Source organism: Sphingobacterium bovistauri (genome assembly GCF_020295405.1).
GTDB lineage: Bacteria > Bacteroidota > Bacteroidia > Sphingobacteriales > Sphingobacteriaceae > Sphingobacterium > Sphingobacterium bovistauri.
In genome coordinates this window covers 1-24831 of the sequence record NZ_JADEYP010000007.1, presented here as the reverse complement: position 1 = coordinate 24831, position 24831 = coordinate 1, and the positions used below count along the sequence as shown (strand labels likewise).

Below are 24831 nucleotides of genomic sequence, written 5' to 3'. Positions count from 1 at the left end.
TATACAAACATAACAAATTGACATCTAATATTCAGTTCAAAATTCAATTCATAAGGTATGATATAATGAAAAAGGTGAGACTATTCATCTCACCTTTTCATTATTAATAGAATGCTTTATCGCCTTTTTTATATGGATAATCTCCGTCATATTTCCCAGGAATCTTAACATAGCGCAATGCTTTTGTCAACCCTAATTCAGAATTGAAGAATCCTGTCAATGTCATTTGTCTAAACATATAAAACCAATGCTCTGGTTCGTAATCAACATCAGACTTCACTAACTCGTTTTGAGCAGTTCTATTTTTCTCTACCTCATCTTTGATTCTTTCCCAACGTTTTCCGTTATATTCTTCGGCTTCTTTGTATAGTTTATCAGCTATTTCAGTTCGTTCATCGATAGTCAAGCTAGCAAAATCTTTACCCTTTACTTCTTTGCTCGTTTTATCTAATGTAGCTAACCCATCCACTATAGCCTTTTGTTGTTTTTCTGTATAACAATCTCTCACATATACAGGTATAAAACTACCTACACCAGCCTCTTTAGCTCCTGGTGTAGAAGTCGGAGGTAAAATGGCGTCTGCCAAATCACCAATTATATTAATCATTTTTTCATCAAATAATCCTTCTACAGTTTTCGTTGCAGAACGAGTACATCCTTCTAAAAATAAATTAGCGCCTACTATTGAACCTCCTAGTATCATAGCTACGCGTTGCAATGCTTCTCTTCTATTCATCTTTCAGTCTATTAAAATGTATAGTTAACTTCCCAGCCTGGGCGATAGGTACGTTTCACAAATTGATTTACTTCATCAAAATTTGTCACACGCATCTTATCATTATCCCAAACTAATTTTTTACTACGGCCAGGGTATTTGTCCCCAACTTTTAAATCTACCCCACGAATAGCTAAATTAGCCATCAGTAGTGCTTCTGTCAACGGACCTGCAATTTCAAATGGTGATGACATTTCCATATTGCCATATCCAGCAATACATCCTTCAACCCATTGTGCCCAGTGTCCATTAGCTCCATTCGGAACTCTATCATATTTTTCTTTTACTGTACGGTAGGTCTTACTCGTAGGCAATAATCTAGGTTTAGCGGCATAAGTATCAGCTAAGATTTTACCTTTTTTACCTATTAATAATATCCCATTACCGCCATCTCCAAAAATTTCATCTGGCCCTAATTCTTCAGGTCTTGGAGGTTGAATACCTCCATCCATCCAATGCACTTTCACATCACCTTTTGTTTTAGATGTCTTTGGAAAAGTCATCGTTACAGAACTAGATGGAGGACAAGACTCAGGGAAATAACCACGTTTGAATTCATCCACATATACAGAACCTACGCTAGCCTGTACATCTTTCACGTATTGTAAGCCATAAATACTAAATGGTGCTTCCAGATTATGACATCCCATATCACCTAAAGCTCCTGTACCATATGGCCACCAACCGCGCCAGTTGAAAGGAACTAACTTGTCAAAATATTCTGTGTAAGGTGCGGTACCTAGCCATCTATCCCAATCTAATGTTGAAGGAACTCTAGATTTGACAGCCGGCCATTGAATACCTTGAGGCCACACAGGTCTATCTGTCCATGCGTAGATTTCAACAAGATCACCTATTAATCCTGCGTCTACCCATTCTCGCATTTGACGAACACCATCACCTGACGCACCTTGATTACCCATTTGAGTGACTACTTTATATTTCTTAGCAGCATGTGTCAATGCACGCGCTTCCCAGACATCATGTGCTAATGGCTTTTGAACATAGACATGTTTGCCTAATTGCATAGCTGCCAATGCTTGAATAGCATGATTATGATCTGGAGTAGAAACAGATACCCCATCGATATGCTTATGCTCTTTATCAAGCATTTCTCTAAAATCAGTATAGAACTTAGCTTTAGGAAATTTTGAAACCGATCCCTTAGCTCTCGCTTTATCTACATCACACAAGAAAGCTATGTTTGCTTTACCACTACCAAAGATATTATTTACATCAGATCCTCCCATCCCACCAACGCCAATTGAAGCGACTTGTAGCATATCACTTGGTGCACGAAACCCTGTACCACCTAGCACATGTCTAGGTACTATTGTTATCGCAGCTGCACCAACTGATGCCATCTTAATGAAATCTCTTCGACTTTTACTTTCCATAAATTCAATTTAAAAGTTAAAGATTACCTTTCTTCAATTCACTAACAGCAAAATCGACAGCTCTAGCTGTTAACGCCATATAAGTCAACGATGGATTCACACATCCCGAAGAAGTCATTGCTGCACCATCAGTAACAAAGACATTTAGAGCATCCCATACTTGATTATTTCCATTAAGTACAGATGTTTTAGGATCTCTACCCATACGGGCTGTACCCATTTCATGAATACCTTGACCTAGACCGTATACGTTATTCCAAATATTAACATCTTTTACACCAATACTCTCTAACATCTCCTTCATTTCGTATTGCATATCATGACGCATTTTTATCTCGTTTTCTTTGATCTCTGCATCAAATGCTAAAACTGGCAAGCCCCATTTGTCTTTTTTGTCTTTATCCAACTTTACATGATTTTCATGGTATGGTAAGATCTCACCAAAACCACCGAAGCCGAAACTCCAATCTCCTGGCTCACAAATCGCATCTTTGAATGTACCTCCTACGAATTTTTCTTCTTCGGAACGCCAAGCTCTTCCTCTTCCGGCACCTCCTTGATAACCAAAACCACGTACATAATCACGTTTTTTTGTATCATCTGATACATTCACAAATCGTGGAACATAAATACCATTTGCACGACGACCATAAATAGTTTTATCTAAATATCCTTCCACACGCCCTGAAGCACCAACGCCCAAATGATGGTCCATCAAATTATTTCCCAATTCCCCACTACTAGATCCCAAACCACCTTCCCACACATCAGTCGCGGAATTCATTAATACCCAGGTAGAATTTAATGCTGAAGCACAAACGAAAACTACTTTTGCATAGAATTCATATGTTTGATTTGTTTCTGCATCAATTATTTCAACACCTTTAGCTTTTTTAGTATCCTTGTCGTATAATATTTTAGTAACTATAGAAAATGGTCGAACTGTTAAGTTACCCGTTTTTACTGCCGCTGGTAATGTTGCTGATTGGGTACTGAAATAAGCTCCAAAATTACAACCTTCCCAACATCTGTTTTGATATTGGCAATTCACACGACCATTATGTGGAACAGTAATATTCGCTGTTCTTCCCATGATAAAATGGCGCTTACCTCCAAATTGAGATTTTTTCAATCTTTCGGCATAGTCCTTTTCAACAACATTCATTGGCATTGGTGGCATAAATTCACCGTCGGGCAATACAGACAAACCATCTTTATTACCAGATATACCAGCAAATTTCTCTACATAGGAATACCATGGTGCTATATCATTATAACGAATAGGCCAGTCTACACCAAAACCATCTTTCGCATTTGCTTCAAAATCCAAATCACCTAAACGATAAGATTGACGTCCCCACATCAATGAGCGACCACCAACGTGATACCCTCTGTACCAATCAAATCGTTTAATTTCTGTATATGGACTTTCTTTCTCATTTACCCAATAGCCTAGATTCTTTTCATTCAACGGATAATCACGCTTTAAGACAGGATAATCCTGAATCATTTGTTGCGTACGTCCTCCTGCATGAGGGAATTCCCAAGGATCTTTAGTTGGAGAAGTATAATCTTTAATATGTTCGATGTTTCTCCCTCTCTCCAACATTATTGTTTTAAGTCCTTTCTCAGTCAATTCCTTAGCGGCCCATCCCCCGCTAATTCCTGATCCAATTACAATTGCATCATAAGTATTATTCTCTCCCATTTGATTTTATTTTAATACTTTAACTATTTAATACTACTCCTCAGTCTTCACTTTTTCATCTTTGAAGAAAATGAAGAAAATTATCATTACTACGAAAGCAATACCTGCAGGCACGACCCATGTTTGTTGCCAAAAAGCTGCTAAATCAGTATCTTTTAATGATTTGTATTTATCACCAATTAAACTAGCTACCCAAAAACCTATCAATTGACCTACACCATATGTAGCTAATGTAATCAGACCTTGCGCTGCTGACTTATATTTCTCACCAGCTTTGCTATCTGTATAAATTTGACCTGAAACAAAAAAGAAATCGTAACAAATACCATGTAATGCTATACCAGTAATCAACATGAATGTTAATTCACCTGCATCACCATAAGCAAACAATAGATAACGTACGGCCCAAGCCAACATACCTACAAGTATTGTCTTCTTAAACCCGAATCTTGAAAAGAATACAGGAAGTAACAATAAGAATAATACCTCAGAAATTTGTCCTATAGTCATTTTCCCTGTAGGGTTTTCTAAGCCAATTTCTGTTAGAAATAAATTCGCATTTTGGTAGTAAAATGCTAATGGAATACAGATTAATACAGAAGATATAAAGAATATAAAGAAGTTTCTATCTTTCAACAACTTAATAGCATCTAAACCAATTATTGATGAAAATGAAGGTTTTTCTCCAGATTCTGCTTTAATTGGAGGTGTACTTGGTAATATAAATGAAAATAAACCCAAGACTGCTGACGCAATAGTGGCCATTAAAAATGTATTCTTCAATGCTCCTTCTTCTGCTGACGCATCCCACTTAAACAAATAACTAATAGACAAACCTGCAACGATCCAGCCTATTGTTCCCCAAATGCGAATAGCAGAAAATTCCTTTTCAGGGTTTTTCAATTGTCTAAAAGATATTGAGCTGGCTAATGCTAAAGTCGGCATATATAATATCATATATGTCAATACATACGGGTAAAAACCTCCAATATCAGAAGCTTGATACATTTGATATAACAAAAACGCACCTAATAGATGTAAAATTGCTAATACTTTTTCTGCATTGAAGAACCGATCTGCAATCATCCCCACAATGAAAGGAGCTATAATAGCACCTAAAGATTGTGTAGAGAAGACATTCGCAATCTCAAAATCATTGGCTTTTAAATTTTGACTCAAGAACGTTCCCAATGTAACGAACCATGCTCCCCAAATAAAAAATTCAAGGAACATCATAAATGATAGTTTAGTTTTTATAATTGAATTCATATTGTATTTAGTTATATCAATTAAAAGTTATCAGCTTCTCTATATGCTGCTACAAGAATATCTTCGCCCTCTTTACCTGACTTAGACATTCCGTGTTCCATACCAACAATACCCTTATACCCCTTATTATGAAGCCATTTAAATACGTTTTTATAATTAACCTCTCCCGTATAAGGTTCCTTTCTACCAGGGTTGTCACCTATTTGTATATAAGCAATCTCCGACCAACACATATCCATAAAGCTAATTAAATTACCCTCGTTCTTTTGTTGATGGTATGCATCATACAATATCTTACATGAAGGACTATTTACCGCTTTACAAATTTCATATGCTTGATCTGTATAGCGTAAAAATAAGTTAGGAGAATCGCTCAACGGCTCTAGTACCATTGTGATGCCATGAGGCTCAAAAATTTCAGCTCCGCGACGTAATGCCTCGATAACGTTTGCGGTCTGAACTCCTATAGGTAAATTTCTTTGATAATCTCCTGGAACAACAGTTACCCACTTTGCATTTACTCGCTTTGCTACCTCAACAGAGTCACGACATCCCTTTAAAAAGATATCAATATGCTCTTGTTTATTAGCCGCCAATGTGTTTTGTCCATTACCTCCTTTAGGCACTACAAAAACCCCCATTCGCATACCTAATTTAGCTAATAGTTCCCCAACTTTCGTTTGTTCCTCTGTAGAACGACCAGTCATTCCGTTATCTTCTATACTACGGAAACCCAAATCGTGCATATAGCGGATTTCATCTAAAAAGTTTTTACCAGCACTTGCCGAAAACATACCTTGATGAGGAGCATAATCTAGTTTAAAGGTGGGAGATTTAATCATTTCTTTATTTAGGTTTAAAAATTCTGATGATTTATTACTTGACAAGAAAGCACCTGTAAATAGCAGTGTTGAGCTTTTGATAAAATCATTTCTTTTCATGTCGTTTATAATGGTTGATTATTGTTGATTAGTAAATATAATTATTAAATCCTGAGCTTTGCAATTCTTTTAACGTATTATTTTCTGAATATATAATATAAGCCTCACAATCTGTCTTTTTTTCAATAAAATTGATTGCTGCACTTGGTTCCAAATACATTAAATAGTTATCCAAAGCGTCTGCTTCCATTGCAGTATTTGCTATGATTGTAACTGAAAGCGTATTGTTCATTAAAGGCCTACCTGTATGTGGGTCGATATGATGTGAAATTCGATTCCCTTCTAATATTCTAAATTTTTCATAACTTCCAGAAGTCGTAATAGCCTTATTTTGTAGCTCCAAACGATATGGAGCTATTTGTTGAGAATACGGTCGTTGAATTTCAATTTTATAGCGTTCTCCACTTGGCTTGATGCCATGTGCGTAAATCTCACCTCCCACCTCGACAATGAAAGAATCAACTCCACGACTTTTTATAAATTGCGACAATACATCTACTGTATACCCCTGTGCTATTCCATTTAAATCTATAGATACATACTTATCGCGTTTCTTGAGGTAGTCTTTACGAAGCTTAATTTTATCGAGACCAACTGTTTTTCTAACACTATCAATTTGTGATTCGGAAGGATTAAAGCGAAACCCCTCTGGACCGAATCCCCATAATTTTAATAATGGAAAAATAGTTATATCAAAATAACCCTTTGTCATTTTGTAATATTGAAAACTTGCTTTAACGACATTGTACATATGTGCATCAAGTTTTACACCTTTTACATCTCTGGAATTAAATTGATTGATTAAAGAATTAGGCTTATACAAGGACATAGACTCATCGATTACTCTAAAAATACTATCTACTTCTGACTTGCTAATAACCTGATCAGATGCGTAATATTTTATATCATAAGTAGTTCCTTGTGCAGTACCACGAATAGTATGTGGAGATTTAAATGTAGGATATTCTGCTGTAGCAGAATATCCTACAAGAATATATGATATAAGAATGAAAAAATTCAAGTACTAAATAAATAGGTTTGTATTTATTCCAGGTACAGCAACTGGATATAATCCGTTTGCATCAGGCAATAATTTTGGATTTGCATCCCATGCTAATCTTTCTGGAAATAAATCAATCGGAGAATTAAGTGCGTCTTCCCATTTAATAACTTTACCTGTATAACATGCAATTCTACCAATAATTCCTGCTAATGAGCTATACGCTCCGTATTCTGCATCGTTGAATTTATATTCACCTTTAGCGATTGCTTCAAATAACTCAACATGCTCACGTTGATAAGGGTTGGGATTACCTTTTGGATCATGGCGATAAATTTCATTTCCTTTTGCATCCCACAATATAGCCCTACCTCCAGCGGATAAGTAAACACGACCTTTGGTACCCTGGAATGTCTCATCTACGCGATTATGAGAACCTTCGAAATGGCAACATTGACTAAACACTACTGTTCCATCATCGTAAGTCATCTCAATTGAAAAATTATCATAGATCTCTCCATATTCTTTACCAGTACGATGCGCTCTAGAGCCTACACCTTGAATAGATACAGGATATTTTCCTTTGATCCAATTGGCAATATCGATGTTATGCACATGTTGCTCTACAATATGATCACCACACAACCAATTGAAATAGTACCAGTTGCGCATTTGATATTCCATTTCTGTTTGCCCTGGCTTGCGAGGTCTCACCCATACACCACCACTATTCCAATACACCTGACCCGATACGATATCTCCAATAGCTCCCTCGTGTACACGCTTGATCCCTTCACGATAATTATATTGATAACGTCTTTGTAACCCTACAACAACATTTAATTTTTTTTGCTGTGCAATCTTAGCAGCCGCCAATATTCTACGAACACCTACTGCATCGACTGCAACAGATTTTTCCATGAAGACATGCTTACCCTGCTTTACCGCTTCTTCAAAATGATCTGGTCTGAATCCAGGAGGCGTAACTAAAAGCACCACATCGGCATCTTTAATTGCTTGTTTGTATCCATCAAAACCAACATATTTTCTTGACTCAGGAATATCCATTTTATCAGCATATCGTTTTGATAGGTTATTATATGCAGCATCTAGATTATCTCTGAATGCATCTGCTAATGCAACAAGCTTAACATTTTGCCCTGAATTCAAAGCATCTGCTGCTGCCCCAGTTCCACGACCGCCACAACCGATCAAAGCAACTTTTATAACATCTGATCCAGATGCAAATACAGATGAAATCGTTGATGCATTCATGGCAACTCCCCCCGTTACCACGGCAGAAGCTTTTATAAAATCTCTTCTTTTAATATTTTCCATTATTTATTTTTGGTTATAGATTGTTTATAATTTGGTTAAAAATCTTCTATTGGCGCTTTATCATAATACGCCATTATTTCATTATGTGATGGTGGATTTAGCGGACGTACAACTCGTAAACCAACAAAAGGAGCTTCAGGAAACCACCAATTTGATTTAGGCATTTGGGGATCTAACTGTTTCCAAATAGGATCTGACGCACCACGAGCTGCAGATCGCAAGTCGGAAGCTGAACTTGAAAATGCTCCCCCACGAACAGCGTGAGGATACAGCTCTGTAGGAACAGCTACTGGATTCTTAACTGTTTTACCCTCGAATTGTTTATAATAATCTGCATGATACTGATCATAGGTCCATTCTGACACATTACCTAATATATCATATAGTCCGAATGCATTAGGTTTTTTCTTTCCTACGGTATTTGTTTTTTGATCACTATTGGACTCATACCAAGCATATTCTCCTAATTTTGAAACATCATTTCCAAAAAAATACGTATCCGTAGATCCTGCGCGACAAGCGTATTCCCATTCCGCTTCGGTAGGTAATCTATAAAACACTCCTGTACGTACATACAACCATTTACAGTATTGAATAGCATTGTAATGTGTCATTGCCAATGCGGGAAACCCTTCCTTTCCGAAACCAAAGGTCATATCCAAATAAGGTTTTGTAGGTCTTGTAACTGCGTCAACTTCTGCTGGGATAGCACCTTCTGTTTGCTTTGATTTCTCGTAGTCTTTATAAAGAAAAGATTGAAATAAATCCCAAGTTACTTCATGTGTACCCATCCAAAAAGCATCTATTTCCACTTTGTGAGCAGGCTTTTCATTTTCATTTGCAGAATTATTATCGCCCATCGAGTATACCCCTGCAGGTATAGGCTCCATAGAAAAGGATAACGATGTTCCCTTTATATCCTGAACATATTTTTCGTGCTTTTGAGGTTTAGCTACTGATTTTTTGTTTTGAGCTTCCGCACAAAAAATTACTCCTAAAAAGAATAATGAATATAAGATGCTGTATTTCACAATTAATAAAATATTTAAAATGTTATAATAGTTATCTGATTCTAAAATAAGTTAAAAACAATTTAATAAACCAACAAAACCAGTAACAATTAAATTACAAGAGTGTATTTATAACACTATACCACACATAAGACATCAACAAGCCTACAATGATACTTATACCTATTAAAGTATTGGCAAACTTCACATTAAGACCAAACTTTTCGACAACAATACTTGAAGCAACTAAGCATGGCATCGCCATTTCAAATACAGAAACACGAAAGAAAGTACCATTCAGCCCTAGAAAATAAATTACTAAAAGAGCTGTAATGGGAATTAATAATAGTTTTACAATAATGCCAACGGATAAAGCCAGAATTTCACGTGAAATTCGTTTAAAATTCAATTGTAATCCAACAGAAAATAAAGCCATTGGGCTAACAGTAGCTGCAAAAGACGATACTACTTGATTGAAATTTTCACTTTTTAGATAATCAGAAAATAATAATGCGATCAGACAGGCTATTAAGGGCGGAAAAGTAATTATACGTATCAATATATATTGATACTTTTCATTATTGCTAGTGAAGGCATTTTTAACACTCGCTGCGACTAAAACACCTATTGAAGAAAGGATAAAAAAAGTGATTTGATCGCTTACGATAGCAACTTTTAAGAACTCCTCTGCGTAATAACTACTGACTAATGGGAATCCAATAAATGATGTATTGGATAATCCTGATATTATTATTAATGTATATAATGTTCTTTTGGAGAAATGAAGCCATTTATTTGCTACTGACAAAGCAACAAACGACACTCCAAAAGCAAGAAATGGTAATAGCCCAGTATATATATAATTAATGCTCCAATTTATTTGCGGAATAAATTTCAATGCCACAGCAGGTAAACCGACATAAATAACCCATGTATTGATAGCGAGGTGTCCTCCTTTCTTCACCAATTTCAAATACCTAAATAAGTAACCAAGTAAGAGGCAAAGGAATATAACCACAAAGTTTGACATAATTTACAAAATAATCTTAGACATTATCTGCAAATTAACGATTCATAATTAGGGTATCAAAATGAAATCGAAAGAATAAAAAAGGGGATAAATTTTCATTTATCCCCTTTTTTATTCTTTATAGTATATATTACTTGATACGATCAATACCTTTAGTTACTGATCTGGAAATAGACTTACCAAAATCTTTATCTACGGTAATATAACCAGGATAGAAATAATTTTTACCTCCGATTTTTATTGAAGGCTTAATTTTTAATGCTAAAAAAGCATCACTCTTACGAGTTAAAATATCACTCAACACATTTTCAATACCTCGCTCTTTAGCCACACCAAATAAATTAGCTCTAAAACTCAATGGAACGACCATGCTTTGCCCCTGAGCAAGATTTATATTTTCGTTGACGGAACCTTCAAATAAGGGTTTTCCTCCCATTTCAATCAGATACTTAAACTCATTAATTTTTGTAAGTGTAGAAGTCGGATTTGACAATTGCAAATTTACAGTAGCCTCCAAGGGTAAGTCTTTGGTCAATAAAGCCATAGCGATGCCAGGCAAACTATTTAATGACACGCCGCCACCATCAGTTTCAAAAGAATTGATATCTCGGCCTGCTACACGCATATTTTGAACGGAAGTCACATCATAATTAAATTTTCCCAATGCCTCAATTTGCGCTCTTTGATTCAGTGCACAGCCACTTAATATAAATACAGTAGTAGCTACGAATAATAATCCTATTCTTTTCATATGTAAATTTTATTTTCCAAATGTATAAACTAATCCTAAAGTAAACACAGAATTTCCTGCTTTTAAATACTCATTAGAATTTAAACCAATATTAAAGCCATTAGTATATTGAATTTGTAATCCATTCAATAATTCCATACGAGTAAAAAACAATGGTTCTATAAAATAATTTTCCTCAGTAGGTGAAACCATTTCATTCAACCAAAACTCTTTCATCCCTACTCTACTTAGACGAATTGCTGTACCATAGTTTAATTCCTTTTTATCTCCAAAAATATTTATCTTCTTTTTGCGTGTAGATGAGTAATTTACTTGCAAAAATATTTTATCAAAATTCATTTCTCTCGCTTCGACTAGCTCGTATCCATAGACTGAAGCTCTTTGTTCATGATCTTTACTACTACCAACACCATAACCGGCATACATTTCTAAAACTTGCCTTTTTTCTTTCCCTATAGTAGTGAAATAACCTATTCCTCCCTCTGCTAACCATTGACGAAAATAATCATTGCTATTTGCCCCAGTATTAACTGATGAACCATTTGCTATTACAGCAATATGATCAGATACAGCTGCCCCCAAATTTGCAGAAATATTACCTTTCGCATTAAAGTGTCCTCCTACATATACCTCACCTGCTTTCTTAAACATAGGGGTAGATGGAACATTAGGCATATAAATCGAGCTACAGCTTGACAAAAAACAAGCTAGCACAATACAATATATTAGATGAATATTTTTGATTTTTAACATAACTTCTTGATTCGAACAATCATGCCAAATTAACACAAAAAGACCTCGATTGGCATGTCGAGGTCTTAATTTTATATTATTTAACGAAATACCACATCGTCAATTTCCAGTTAACAACCTAAACATACATCTGTAACAACATAGTTTTGACATATTTCAACCATTTTTCTAATACATATTATAGGTTTGCCAATTGAGTAACGAAACTTTTCCAATCGAAGCCAAATTCAATAGGAATTAATTTACCTTCAGGAGTCACGATATATTTACTCGGGTATCCTCGTACTTTGTACGCCTTTTCAACCACATTATCTGACATCAACACTGGGATTTCATAATTATTCTCCGTTAAGAAGTGTTGTACATTATCCTTCGTATCGTGACATGCAATCGTCATGAAGTCTATTTTACTCTTTTCATCATTCTTTAACCCAATATAAAATTTATTTAGCTCAGGCATTTCTTGAACACAAGATTTGCACCAGGTTCCCCAAAAATCCACTACAGTCCATTTACCTTTAAACTTTTCAGATGAATATTCACGGTCTTGCAAGTCTTTAAGCAAAAACACAGGTGCATCCTGAAGTTGAGGAAAAACTTCATTTTTAAGAAACACACTAAAGTTTGTAGCATCATAGTTATCTCGATAAAAAGTAGCTAATGCTTGAAAGGCAGTTCCGGGATTATTCAAAAACTCCTGAACATAATTTTGAAGAGCGACATCTTTCTTTCCTCGCTTGTTTAACTCGTTAAAATAATCTTCACTATAATTTTCCTTTGATTTTAACAATACTCGATCATAAAAACTACCGTGCGCTTTTTCAGCAGCACTTTTCGGTGAATAATAAGCAGCCTTCTCTAAATAGGAACGAGATTTTTCTTCTTGATCACTTGCAAATTGATGAGCCAAATAATAGGCATATGCAAGATGTGCTTTCTGTACGAATCTCCTCTCATTTGTCTCATCTTCATATAATGGCAATATACTATCAATAGCCTGATGTAACAAAGGCAAATTGCTAATTCCTTTTTTGAAAAGAAGCTGTTGGACTAACAAAACATAACGACCTGCATTACCTTGGTCGTAATACGCTTTATCCAAATGTAAGATATCTGCCAATCGAAACTTTAGGCTATCTACATTATCAGTTTGTAATGCACGTGCCCATATGAACATCGGATAAGCGGAAATTTTCTCTCTTTCGCTAAAGTGAAAAGTAATTTGCTCTAGCTTCTGCATAGCATCACTATTATTTGTCGAAATATGTTGACTTAGCGAATGCTGTAGATACTCGTAGAGTTGTCTATCATCCAATAACGGAATTGCTTCTCGGAATTGATCTGCGGGCAAATTTCCCTCATTGAACTTATTACTTAAATGATGACTGTTTGCAAGCAAAATGGGAGATACAGTCCTTAATATTTTGTAATACTCATCATATTTGTTTAGCCGTTGTAAATAAGTTAATTTAGCAGTGATGTAAAAACGGTCCTTAGCGTATTTAGGTTCATACATCGCTACAAATTGTGAAAATTTAACACTATCAACTTTTTTAGCCACAACTATAGCCGAACTCCAATAACTTATCTTAGCAAGCATATCATAATAATCACTTGAAATTGGCTCACCGAGATACTTTTCTCCCCGATAAACAGCAATATGATTTTCACTAGTCATTTTCTCACCGTTATTCATAAAAAACGATTTACTCTTGGCATCTCCAACCTTTACGATTAGATTTTTGGTATCGAATAAAGCATTTCCCTCTAATGATGATAAACTATCCAATTTCTCATAATGAACATTTATATCGGATTTGACTCGCTTGAGGATATGATAAGTTATACCGTTCTTGATTATTTTATCTTTCTTTAATTCCTTCGCATCTAATGATGCTAAATCCGAAAAATACAGCGCATGGATTAAGTTTGTTATCTCGTTGAATGAGGTAGCTACAGCATTATTTAATAGATTTTCTTGAATGTCCCAATCACGAAGTTGTTCTTGGATCTCAGATCTCAGTTTTAACGTGTCAATATTTACTATCCCCTTATTGAGGGTAAATCGTATCGGTGCTTTTAAAAAATAGAGTTCTGAAATTACTGCTGAAGAATTTAGAAAATTTTTACTTTTATTCGGTGCCAGAGTAGAAAATTCTCGATTGGGTCTATTCGTATCCACCAAATCCAATCCTACTACTTTAAGCTCCATTAGTCGACTCTTATTTGGTAATGACTTTATATATTGTAATGTGGCATAATAAGTCTTTTCTATATTTGACATTCCTGAACTGTTATTGATTTTCACAGTGTAGTCGTACATTGTTTTCTTCTGTGCAAAACAGATCTGAATAAGAAGAAATGGAAATAGGAGCAAATATTTCATTGATTCAATTGAATAGTTAACGACTAAGATAGTTATTCAACACTTAAAATTAAGTTAATTATTAAATTATTGTTGTTAAAAGAATAAAAACAACACATATTAGATTCCAAATTAGTTGCTAACATTGTTACTTACTATTCATCATAATGAACAAATCATCGCTAAATTAAAGGTAAAACAAATCCCAGCCTCTTATCAAATTCTATTTTATCACTGCTACTAAACACCTTACTATCAAAATAAAAATCTCAGATGTTTCCATCTGAGATTTTTATTCTATGTTTTTCAATAAACTAAACTAATTAATCGAGCTCTGCTCTGCATCAGGTGCTTTATCAATTAACTCCATAAATTGATCTAACTTAGGGGTTATAATAATTTGTGTACGACGATTTCTAGCTTTTCCCGAAAGAGTAGAATTATCAGCCAAAGGATTATATTCACCTCTACCACCTGCTGTTAAACGCTTAGGATCTACGCCGTAAGTATTTTGTAAAGCTTGAACGACTGATGAAGCGCGTAATGCAGACAAGTCCCAATTGTTACGAATATTTGGTTTTGATATAGGATCTGAATCGGTATTACCCTCAATCAAAACTTCGTAATCTTTGTAATCTTGAATAATCTTAGCAATTTTACTCAATGTCTCTCCAGCTTTCTCAGACACTTCATAACTACCCGAATTATACAACATATTATCAGCCAAAGAGATATAAACTACTCCTTTTAGCACTTGTACATTAACATCTTTCAATTCTTCGCGACTTAATGATCGAGTTAAATTATTCGTCAATACCACATTCAATGAATCCGATTTATTCTTGGTATTTACCAAATGCTGGATATACTTATTAGAAGCATTTATTTCATCTACCAGTTTGGCAATATTGACATTTCCTTGAGAATTTTGAGATATACTCTTGTCTAGAGTGCCTTGTAATTTAGCATAAGCTTCTTTCAACGAAGCATTATTTTTACGTTCATATTCCAATTGATCTTCCAAACTTTTCACTTTAGCACGACTTTCCGTCAACTCCATTTGGCTTTTTTGATAAGCTTCGCCAAGAGTTCGGTATTGCGAATCCAAAGCCGTGTATTTTTTATTACTTACACAACTTGTCATCACAAGCCCCCCTAACAATATCGTAATTGGTAAAATCCTTTTTAATGTAATCATAATCAATTTGTTTTATTAGTTTGAAATTTAACAATAATAATATTCAAATACAATATTTTATTGTTAAATAACAAAAAAAAATCCTTCAATCGGGGAGATTGAAGGATTTTTTAACTAACCAATTATTAACCTAAATTATGAATTACTAAACTACATTCAATACTTATGCCAAACTACGTTATGTCAGTTTTATATTAACATATTTTAACAAAAAAGATTACTAAAACGATTATTTATTTTTCAAAATACCTTTACAAATGTTGCTTATCAAAGCAGGACCTTCGTAAATGAAACCTGTATATATCTGTACTAAAGCAGCGCCAGCGTTCAATTTTTCAATTGCATCTTCTGCTGTGTGAATACCCCCTACCCCAATGATAGGAAAAGAACCATTAGATTTAGTATGGATGTATTTAATAACTTCAGTAGAACGTTTTGTTAATGGCTTACCACTTACACCACCCATTTCCTTCACCAAATTTGGATCAGACTTCAATCCTTCTCTCGAAATAGTCGTATTTGTAGCGATCAATCCTGCAATTTTTGTTTCGGTTACGATTTCTACGATATCATCCAATTGCGAATCTGTCAAATCTGGTGCAATTTTTAATAAGATTGGTTTTGCAACTGGCTTCTGTGCATTCAAATCCTGTAAAGTATTCAAAATATGCATCAAAGGCCCCTTTTCTTGTAGATCACGCAAACCTGGAGTATTCGGAGAACTTACATTCACCACAAAATAATCCACATAATCATATAATGAATGAAAACAGTAGATATAATCATTTACAGCTTCTTCGTTTGGAGTAACTTTATTTTTACCAATATTTCCACCTATAATGACGCCTTCACGACTTTTCAAATGCGATAAACGCCCCGCTGCTACATCTGCGCCTTGGTTGTTGAATCCCATACGATTAATCAACGCTTCATCGTTTACCAAACGAAACATACGCGGTTTATCATTTCCAGGTTGTGGTTTTGGAGTAACGGTTCCAATTTCGATAAAACCAAAACCGAAATTTGCCATATCCTCAATGTACTCTGCATTTTTATCAAATCCAGCAGCCAATCCAACAGGATTTTTGAACTTCAAGCCAAAAACTTCTCTTTCCAAACGAGGATCTTCTACTTTGTACAGTGATTTTAAAATGGATTTTGCACCCCAAATTTTGGTAAAAGTTTGCAATCCGTTCGTCACGGTGTGATGGGCTTTTTCAGGCGCCATCGAAAAGAAAATTGGTTTTATTAGTTTGTACATCGTCAAATATGAATCTAAAATCAATTATGCAGTGGATATATTCCTTTTGCTTAGCTACAAAGGTAGGAAAGAAGCAGAAATATTCACTACTTTTGCAGTCGAAATGATATCTATAAATAACTTAACATTTGAAATAGGCTCAAGAGCCTTGTACGACGAAGCAAACTGGCACATCAAACCAGGTGACAAAGTAGGATTAATCGGTGCAAATGGCACAGGAAAATCAACCTTACTTCGTCTGATAGTGGGGCAATACACGCCTACCTCGGGTACCATTTCAATGGCTAAAGACTTAAAAATTGGTTACTTAAACCAAGATTTATTGTCTTACCATTCTGAAAAAAGCATTTTGCATGTGGCGATGGAAGCTTTCGAGCGTCAAAATCAGTTGCATACTGAAATAGAAAATCTGTTAAAGAAATTAGAAACTGACTATTCGGACGATATTCTCAATAAGCTTAGCGATAAGCAAATGGAATTCGAAGCGTTGGATGGATATAATATAGAATTTCGTGCACACGAAATATTAGCTGGTCTAGGTTTTTCGGAAGATGAGCAAAAAAGACCTTTAGCGACATTCTCTGGAGGTTGGCGTATGCGTGTGATGTTAGCTAGAATTTTATTGCAAACTCCAGACATCCTGCTATTGGATGAACCGACCAACCACATGGATTTACCTTCCATCAAATGGTTGGAAAATTACTTACAAGCTTTCGAAGGTGCCATTGTAATTGTATCGCACGATAGATATTTCCTAGATCGTATTATCAAAAAAACAGTGGAATCTCGTAAGGGTAAATTAACCCTATATGCGGGAAATTACAGCTTCTATTTGGAAGAAAAGGCCATGCGTAATGAAATCCAAGCAGGTCAGTTCAAAAATCAGCAAGCGAAGATAAAACAGGAAGAAAAGTTAATTGAGCGTTTCCGCGCAAAAGCATCAAAAGCAAAAATGGCACAGTCTCGTATCAAAGCATTGGAACGTATGGACCGTGTAGACGATGTGGATGACGATAATCCAGAGGTAAACTTCAGCTTTAAATTCTCGAAACCTTCAGGACGTCATGTGGTGACATTGGAAAATATTTCAAAATCATATCCAAACCTAGAAATTTTACGCAATACGAATGGATTGATTGAAAAAGGTGATAAAATAGCGTTGATTGGTGCCAATGGTAAAGGTAAATCTACACTATTACGTATTGTAGCTGAAGACGATCTTAATTTTGAAGGCAAGGGTATCAAAGGTCACAATGTTTCGCAGACCTTCTTTGCACAGCATCAATTAGAGGCTTTGCATTTAGAAAATTCTATCATTGCCGAGATGCAAGCTTTCGCACCTAAACATACCGAGACTGAATTACGTTCGATTTTAGGTTGTTTCTTATTTACAGGTGATGATGCTTTCAAAAAGATTAAAGTCCTGTCGGGGGGTGAGAAATCGCGTGTGGCTTTGGCTAAAGCCTTGACTGCGGATGCCAACTTTTTGGTTCTTGATGAGCCGACCAACCACTTGGATATGGCTTCAGTGAATATTTTGATTCAGGCTTTACAACAATATGAAGGAACTGTTATTGTGGTTTCTCACGACCGTTATTTCTTAGATAATATCGCTAATAAAATATGGTTTATTGAGAATAAAGAAATCAAAGAATACCCCGGAACGTATCAAGAATACGAAGAATGGAATTCAAAAAGAGTCATCAAACCCGAGGTAAAAGAGGAGAAAAAGGTTGTTAAAGAAGAGCCTAAAAAGCAGAAACAAGCTCCTACAGAAGATTCTAAACGTATACTCTTAAAGAAAAATAAAGAGTTGGCTCAATTGGAAGAACAAATTGCGACAAAAGAAGTTGAAGTAAACCAATTAGAAGCTCATTTGGCTTCGGAAGAAGTTTATTCGGATGCTGTCAAATTGCAAGAAGCGACTAGAAATTACAATTCTGCAAAAGCTGAATATGACCAGTTACAACAAAATTGGGAAGTGCTAGCAGAAGAAATAATGGAATTGGAAGGATGATTTTGAAATTAAACTAATTAACCTTATGTTTAATTATTCATCATTTTATAAATATGGGTAAATACACCTACGAAGATAATGTTCTCACAATATGGGATAAACAACCTAATATATTTGCAAGAATAGTATTATATTTTTTAACAGCTGTATTTTTTATAATTGCCATTTGCACTATTCTTTTTCCTTTATTCTCTGGGATGGGATTACATATAGGAAATATATTAGGTTTAGGATTTTTTGGATATTTAACTTATATATTATTGAAAATGTCTCTATGGAATACTAAGGGTAAAGAAACTATAGTAATAACGAACAATGAACTAAAATATTCTGCTCATTATTACTTATTTAAAGGAAATAGTAAAATTATTGAACTTGATGACATCTTCTTCGATATTTATAAAGAATATCCTGATGATAATTTCGGAGCATTAAAAATTATAGATATTTCCAATAATTCAATTGAAACTGCTTCAAAATTAGACATAGAAACGTTGAATGAGTTAATAGTCATCCTAAATACTAGACTCAACTTATTAAATAAAAAGTCAAATTCAGTTTAAGAATTTGACTTTTTATTTATTTTAACTCCATTTCTACATGGGGAATATTATCTTCTAAATAAGGTTCTTCACTAACTCGTACAAACCCCACATTTTCATAAAAACCTTGCAGATGTGCTTGTGCACTAATTCGAATAATCTCAGAAGGGAAATCCTTACGCACACTCGAAATCGCCTCTCGCATAAGTACCGTTCCCAATTTCAAATGACGGGAGTTTGGATTTACCACGACCCTTCCGATGGAAGCATCCACATAAGAAATATTCGGAGGAAGTAATCTGGCATAGGCAACGACATTTCCATCGATCAGTCCCATCAAATGTTTTCCTTTCAAATCTTTATTATCGCATTCGTCATATAAGCATTCTTGCTCTAACATAAAAACGTTGATACGAAGCTGTAAAATTTGATAAAGCTCTAGACTTGACAATTCAGAAAAAGGCCGAACTACCCAAGAAACATTTGCCATAAAATTATGCCAAACTTGATTTTACGATTTCAGAAATAGTTTTACCATCAGCCTTACCAGCCAACTGTGCATTAGCAGCTCCCATTACTTTACCCATATCTTTCATTCCAGCAGCACCAGTCTCTGTTATGATACTTTTGATGGCAGCCTCAATGTCTTCACGAGATAATTGCTTTGGCAGATATTGCTCGATTACTTCTTGCTCTTCAAATTCTATTTGGAATAAATCCTCACGACCTTGAGTTTTGTAGATTTCTCCAGATTCTTTACGTTGTTTTACTAATTTTTGTAAAACCTTGATTTCAGCATCTTCTGACAATACCTCTACACCTGCTTTTTCAGTTTTAGCTAATAAAATAGCTGATTTTACAGCACGTAAGCCTCTTAGACGCACAGCGTCTTTAGCGATCATCGCCGCTTTGATATCCTGATTTATAGTTTGTTCTAATGACATAATATTTTTATTTTCTATTTACTACTGTTCCATTTGCTTGTGCCGTTGGCATGATTAGCAAATCATTAATATTTACATGTGCTGGACGAGATAAAACAAAAGAAATAGTCTCTGCTATATCTTTTCCACTTAACGGTGTCAAACCATCATATACCGTTTTTGCTCGTTCTTTATCTCCTTTAAAACGTACTTCCGAGAATTCTGTTTCCACCATTCCTGGATTAATAGCAGTCACCTTAATTCCAAAAGGTAACATATCTATACGCATCGCTTTATTCAATGCATCGACTGCGTGTTTTGTCGCACAATACACATTGCCATTTGGATAAACTTCCTTTCCTGCTATAGAACCCAAATTCACAATATGTGCATTAACACTCTGTTTAAGCAATGGTGCCACAGCTTTCGTTACATAAAGAAGCCCTTTGACATTGGTATCAATCATTCGATCCCAATCATCCAAACTACCGTCTTGAATAGGATCTAAACCTTGACTCAAACCAGCATTATTGATCAAAATATCAATATTTCTCCATGCTGTTGGTAGTTTTTCAATCGCAGCAAAAACATCTTCACGATTACGTACATCTAATACAAAAGTATATACTTCTAAATTAGGATAATCGTTTAATAATTCATTTTTCAATTCTTCTAATCGCTCTTCACGTCGTGCACATAACAACAAACGGTATATACCCTCACTTGCCAATACTTTAGCACACGCAGCACCAATTCCAGAACTAGCGCCTGTTATTAAAACTGTTCTCATTTTATTGAAATATTAGGCTAAAATAGATATTGCGAATTACCCCGCGATCTATCGGTGCCATAAATTTATTACTCAAAGATAAAACATGATGAGTACTAAATACATTACTCAAACTTTGGTTAAATCTCACTTCAGGTGAAACTTTAAAATGCGTTAAATAAAAATCAAAACCGGCCCCAACGTCCCATGACATATATTCAGGTTTCAATATTAAACCTTCAGGTATAGGTCGATTATTATTTTGCTCTATCTCAAGATTACGATAATTAGTAATTAGCCCTGACCAACGCGTTAAGCGAAACCCTCCAACAAAATATGCTCTAAACTTAGACTCCGAATTAAATAGCCTTTTCTCCTCAGATTTGAATTTCAACCCAAATGGAAACTCAAATGAGTTAAAATTATCTCCTCTTGTATCTCCTAACATATGCTTTGATTTTCGATCAAGAGCATTAAGTTCACTATCCATTGGAACATATGAAATTTGATGAGAATTAAGAATATTAAATGATGGATTAACATTAATAAAAACCCTATCATTCAGCTTAAAATCTACAGGTATACCAATGGAAAAGCCATTTGAGGATTTGGAATAAATAGCTTTTAAGTCCCCCAAATACGTAATATCAGTCATGTCTGTATCCATATCTTCGAACAATTGGTTCCACTTATCTTTGAGTTTCAATTGGTAATTTTGATTAATAAAATTGTATTGAAAACCAATATTAATCGTAGCGTCTTCGTCATACCCACTAAAAGGAAAAGAGACGAAACTTTGAGCTACCAAAATTTTAACAGAAAATAAGATCGAAAACAACAGTATAGATACGTATTTAATCATTTCGATGCTTCATAAATCGTACAAAAACCAAAAGTCTGTGGCATAACCTTAGTCGATGAAAAACCAACTTTATCAGTTATCTTTGCAAAACGTTGGCCATCAGGAAATTTAGCTACAGATTCCGGAAGATAAGAATATGCACTTGAATCTTTTGAAATTAAACGACCAAAAGCAGGAACCATTTTATGGAAATAAAAGCTGTAGAATTGCTTAATTGGGAAAGCAGTAGGATTAGATAATTCCAAAATTATAGCTTTTCCACCAGGCTTCAATACACGATAAATCTCAGCCAAACCTTGTTCCAAATTTTCAAAATTACGTACACCAAAGGCTACTGTTACTGCATCGAAAGACTGGTCTTCAAATTGAAGATTTTCGGAATCTCCTAATTGTACTTCAAATACATCCTGCAAGCCCTTTTTAGCAATTTTTTCTTTTGCTACGTCCAACATTCCTTGCGAGATATCAACACCTACAATTTTTTTAGGTTTTAATATTTGAATAGATTCAATAGCAAAATCACCCGTCCCAGTTGCAACATCCAGTATCCGCTGTGGTTGAATGGCTTGCAACAATTTGATAGCCTTTTTTCGCCATATCACATCAATACGCATGGTCATCAGACGATTTAATAGATCATATTTTTTAGATATATTATTAAACATATCTGCGACTTGTTCTTTCTTGCCACCGTCCTTTGACTTATAGGGTTTTAATGTTGATGCTTCGTTTGACATACAACAAAGATAATATATATTTTATGTAGTATAAAGAACAAATATTCACCATTATAGACAGCAACTACTCTTAAATCACTGATAATGAAAACTTAATGCGCAACACACTCATCAAGCAATTCACACGACAACCTTTTTACAGTTATCAACATCGGAAAGAGTTTTCCACATTTAAATAAAAAACTGATTATCAATAACATTACAAAACAATTCACATTTAACCCACAATATATGTTAATAATAACTCGTTATTTCATAGGACAAAATGCACTATAAATTTTTAGATCACAACGGCATGTGAACAACTATAAATCTTTATGGATAGTATTTTTATTACTTTTGTTTAACAATGGTTTTACATTCTAAATCACAGAAGTGAATCTATTGAAAAACAAAAAATCAAAGGGACAATGGAGCAAGAATTTTCGGGTCAAAACACAAACTTTAATAGAGCTAATCTTAACAAAAAACGTACAAATCTAAACAACATGATAAGTGGTTTAGGTAAGCTACCTCCTCAAGCAATTGATTTAGAGGAAGCTGTACTTGGTGCGCTAATGTTAGAGAAAAATGCACTAAGTGAGGTTATTGATATTTTGAAGCCTGATTCATTCTACAAAGAATCGCATCAAAAAATATTTGAAGCTATTTTTTCTTTGTTTCAAAAAACCTCCCCTATTGATATTTTAACTGTAACTGCTGAATTGCGCAAATTAGGCGCATTAGAAATGGTCGGTGGAGCTTACTACATCACTCAATTGACAGATAGGGTTGTTTCTGCGGCAAATATTGAATACCACGCACGTATCATTTCTCAAAAATATATCCAGCGTGAGCTAATAAAAGTCTCCACTGAGATTATTAATTCATCCTATGATGAGACTGCTGATATTTTCGATCTATTGGATCATGCAGAGAAGAGTCTATTTGATATCGCACAAAACAATTTAAGAAGAGACTCACGTAAAATGGACGACATTATGCGTGAAGCCATTAATAATTTAGAATTGTTGCGTGATCGTACAGATGGTCTTACGGGAATACCTTCAGGATTGACAGCCCTAGATAGAATGACATCAGGATGGCAACCATCAGATTTGGTTATCATTGCAGCTCGTCCTGCGATGGGTAAAACTGCCTTCGTACTTTCAGTAGCACGTAATGCTGCAGTAGATCACCAACGTCCAGTAGTTGTATTTTCATTAGAGATGTCTTCCGTACAATTAGTAAATCGTCTTATTGCTGGTGAAACTGAAATAGAACAAGAAAAATTAAAAAAGGGAAATCTTGCTGATCATGAATGGCAACAATTACATTCTAGAATTGGAAGGTTAACAGAAGCTCCCCTTATTATTGATGATACTCCGGCATTGAACGTATTTGAATTCCGTGCAAAATGTAGACGTCTAAAAGCGCAACACGATATTCAAATGGTAATCGTCGATTACTTGCAGTTGATGCATGGTAAATCAGAAGGTAAAGGTGGTGGTAACCGTGAGCAAGAAATTGGTAGTATCTCACGTGCACTGAAATCTGTGGCTAAGGAATTGAACGTACCTGTATTAGCCTTGTCACAGTTGAGTCGAGCTGTAGAATCTCGTCCTGGAAATAGTAAGCGTCCAATGTTATCCGATTTACGTGAATCAGGTTCAATTGAGCAGGATGCCGATATGGTGTTGTTCTTGTACCGCCCAGAATATTATGGATTGACAGAAGATGAAGAAGGTCGTTCGACTGCAGGTGTAGGAGAAGTTATTATTGCAAAACACCGTAACGGTGAAACAGGTATAGTTCCATTGAAATTCGTGGGTAAATACGTGAAGTTTACGGATTTGGAAGAAGACTTTGGCGGAATGGGTGTTGATTCATTCAGTGCAGGTAAAGATTCTCCTTTTAGCGGATCTGCAATGTCTCCATCTGCCTCATTTGATGATTTCATTGGAGGAAGTGGTATCACAATGCCATCACGTATGAATGATATGCCGGATGATTCTCCGTTTTAGATCCTTAATAAATCATAATATTTGAAGAAGCTGTCCAAAAAGGGCAGCTTCTTTGTTTTATTTCGATTTTTAAGAAAACTTCTAATTGTTAAGCTGCATACTTGGATACAGAGGATATTTTGGATATTTTGTAATTATTGACAGTTTTGGATTCTGTTTTATTGCTAATAGAAGAGTTTATA

Annotated in this window: 22 protein-coding genes; 3 read left to right on the top strand and 19 right to left on the bottom strand. The window is 35.0% G+C overall.

The genetic code is table 11. The annotated features are described in order from the left end of the window. Positions 1-103 precede the first annotated feature (103 nt). The 14 genes from IPZ78_RS05475 to IPZ78_RS05410 all read right to left on the bottom strand — a co-directional run bounded on the left by IPZ78_RS05475 (position 104) and on the right by IPZ78_RS05410 (position 16796). Positions 104-736, bottom strand: a complete 633-nt coding sequence (locus IPZ78_RS05475; RefSeq protein WP_225551987.1) for a gluconate 2-dehydrogenase subunit 3 family protein — start codon at positions 734-736, stop codon at positions 104-106. An 11-nt stretch (positions 737-747) separates the two neighbouring features. Next, on the bottom strand, positions 748-2172 hold the full coding sequence (locus tag IPZ78_RS05470; RefSeq protein WP_225551986.1) for a Gfo/Idh/MocA family protein: 1425 nt from the start codon (positions 2170-2172) through the stop codon (positions 748-750). Between the two features lie 16 nt (positions 2173-2188). Further along, positions 2189-3880: a GMC oxidoreductase gene (locus IPZ78_RS05465; protein ID WP_225551985.1), complete on the bottom strand. Its 1692-nt coding sequence runs from the start codon at positions 3878-3880 to the stop codon at positions 2189-2191. A 33-nt stretch (positions 3881-3913) separates the two neighbouring features. Then, positions 3914-5149 (bottom strand): MFS transporter, encoded by a 1236-nt coding sequence (locus IPZ78_RS05460; RefSeq protein ID WP_225551984.1) that lies wholly within the window; start codon positions 5147-5149, stop codon positions 3914-3916. A gap of 20 nt (positions 5150-5169) precedes the next feature. Next, entirely contained in the window at positions 5170-6090 is a 921-nt protein-coding gene (locus IPZ78_RS05455) for a hydroxypyruvate isomerase family protein (protein ID WP_225551983.1), read from the bottom strand. Between the two features lie 28 nt (positions 6091-6118). After that, positions 6119-7111: an FAD:protein FMN transferase gene (locus IPZ78_RS05450; RefSeq protein WP_225551982.1), complete on the bottom strand. Its 993-nt coding sequence runs from the start codon at positions 7109-7111 to the stop codon at positions 6119-6121. A gap of 3 nt (positions 7112-7114) precedes the next feature. Continuing rightward, a complete protein-coding gene (locus IPZ78_RS05445; protein ID WP_225551981.1) occupies positions 7115-8428 on the bottom strand; it encodes a Gfo/Idh/MocA family protein in 1314 nt (437 codons plus the stop codon). 35 nt (positions 8429-8463) lie between these two features. Next, positions 8464-9459, bottom strand: coding sequence for a formylglycine-generating enzyme family protein (locus IPZ78_RS05440; RefSeq protein WP_225551980.1), 996 nt, complete (start codon positions 9457-9459; stop codon positions 8464-8466). A 94-nt stretch (positions 9460-9553) separates the two neighbouring features. Further along, entirely contained in the window at positions 9554-10468 is a 915-nt protein-coding gene (locus IPZ78_RS05435) for an AEC family transporter (RefSeq protein ID WP_225551979.1), read from the bottom strand. A 130-nt stretch (positions 10469-10598) separates the two neighbouring features. Next, positions 10599-11219, bottom strand: a complete 621-nt coding sequence (locus IPZ78_RS05430) for a lipoprotein (RefSeq protein WP_225551978.1) — start codon at positions 11217-11219, stop codon at positions 10599-10601. Between the two features lie 9 nt (positions 11220-11228). Beyond that, entirely contained in the window at positions 11229-11870 is a 642-nt protein-coding gene (locus tag IPZ78_RS05425) for a hypothetical protein (protein WP_225551977.1), read from the bottom strand. A 280-nt stretch (positions 11871-12150) separates the two neighbouring features. Then, the gene (locus IPZ78_RS05420) at positions 12151-14295 is read right to left on the bottom strand and encodes a TlpA family protein disulfide reductase (protein WP_225551976.1); all 2145 of its coding nucleotides are present in this window, start codon (positions 14293-14295) and stop codon (positions 12151-12153) included. Positions 14296-14656: 361 nt separating this feature from the next. After that, positions 14657-15535, bottom strand: a complete 879-nt coding sequence (locus IPZ78_RS05415) for an OmpA/MotB family protein (protein ID WP_225551975.1) — start codon at positions 15533-15535, stop codon at positions 14657-14659. A gap of 229 nt (positions 15536-15764) precedes the next feature. Next, positions 15765-16796 carry a quinone-dependent dihydroorotate dehydrogenase gene (locus tag IPZ78_RS05410; protein ID WP_225551974.1) on the bottom strand — a complete coding sequence of 344 codons (1032 nt, stop codon included), beginning with the start codon at positions 16794-16796 and terminating at the stop codon, positions 15765-15767. A 103-nt stretch (positions 16797-16899) separates the two neighbouring features. Between IPZ78_RS05410 and IPZ78_RS05405 the strand changes: the two genes are divergently transcribed. Together IPZ78_RS05405 and IPZ78_RS05400 are read left to right on the top strand one after the other, a co-directional pair. After that, positions 16900-18813, top strand: coding sequence for an ABC-F family ATP-binding cassette domain-containing protein (locus IPZ78_RS05405; RefSeq protein ID WP_225552057.1), 1914 nt, complete (start codon positions 16900-16902; stop codon positions 18811-18813). Between the two features lie 53 nt (positions 18814-18866). Further along, positions 18867-19376 carry a hypothetical protein gene (locus IPZ78_RS05400; RefSeq protein WP_225551973.1) on the top strand — a complete coding sequence of 170 codons (510 nt, stop codon included), beginning with the start codon at positions 18867-18869 and terminating at the stop codon, positions 19374-19376. A gap of 16 nt (positions 19377-19392) precedes the next feature. Here IPZ78_RS05400 and IPZ78_RS05395 read toward each other — a convergent pair whose 3' ends face one another. The 5 genes from IPZ78_RS05395 to ubiE form a co-directional block, all read right to left on the bottom strand. Further along, positions 19393-19755: a GNAT family N-acetyltransferase gene (locus tag IPZ78_RS05395; protein ID WP_225552056.1), complete on the bottom strand. Its 363-nt coding sequence runs from the start codon at positions 19753-19755 to the stop codon at positions 19393-19395. Between the two features lie 94 nt (positions 19756-19849). Then, complete coding sequence (locus IPZ78_RS05390) at positions 19850-20299, bottom strand: GatB/YqeY domain-containing protein (RefSeq protein ID WP_225551972.1); 450 nt, start codon at positions 20297-20299, stop codon at positions 19850-19852. 7 nt (positions 20300-20306) lie between these two features. Then, positions 20307-21068 carry an SDR family NAD(P)-dependent oxidoreductase gene (locus tag IPZ78_RS05385; RefSeq protein WP_225551971.1) on the bottom strand — a complete coding sequence of 254 codons (762 nt, stop codon included), beginning with the start codon at positions 21066-21068 and terminating at the stop codon, positions 20307-20309. 1 nt (position 21069) lies between these two features. After that, on the bottom strand, positions 21070-21909 hold the full coding sequence (locus IPZ78_RS05380) for a hypothetical protein (RefSeq protein WP_225551970.1): 840 nt from the start codon (positions 21907-21909) through the stop codon (positions 21070-21072). Further along, complete coding sequence (gene ubiE / locus IPZ78_RS05375; protein WP_225551969.1) at positions 21906-22646, bottom strand: bifunctional demethylmenaquinone methyltransferase/2-methoxy-6-polyprenyl-1,4-benzoquinol methylase UbiE; 741 nt, start codon at positions 22644-22646, stop codon at positions 21906-21908. The genes IPZ78_RS05380 and ubiE overlap by 4 nt, the downstream gene beginning before the upstream one ends. Before the next feature lie 410 nt (positions 22647-23056). Here ubiE and dnaB point away from each other — a divergent pair, with 410 nt between their 5' ends. After that, positions 23057-24649, top strand: a complete 1593-nt coding sequence (gene dnaB / locus IPZ78_RS05370) for a replicative DNA helicase (RefSeq protein WP_225551968.1) — start codon at positions 23057-23059, stop codon at positions 24647-24649. The last annotated feature ends 182 nt before the right edge of the window (positions 24650-24831 follow it).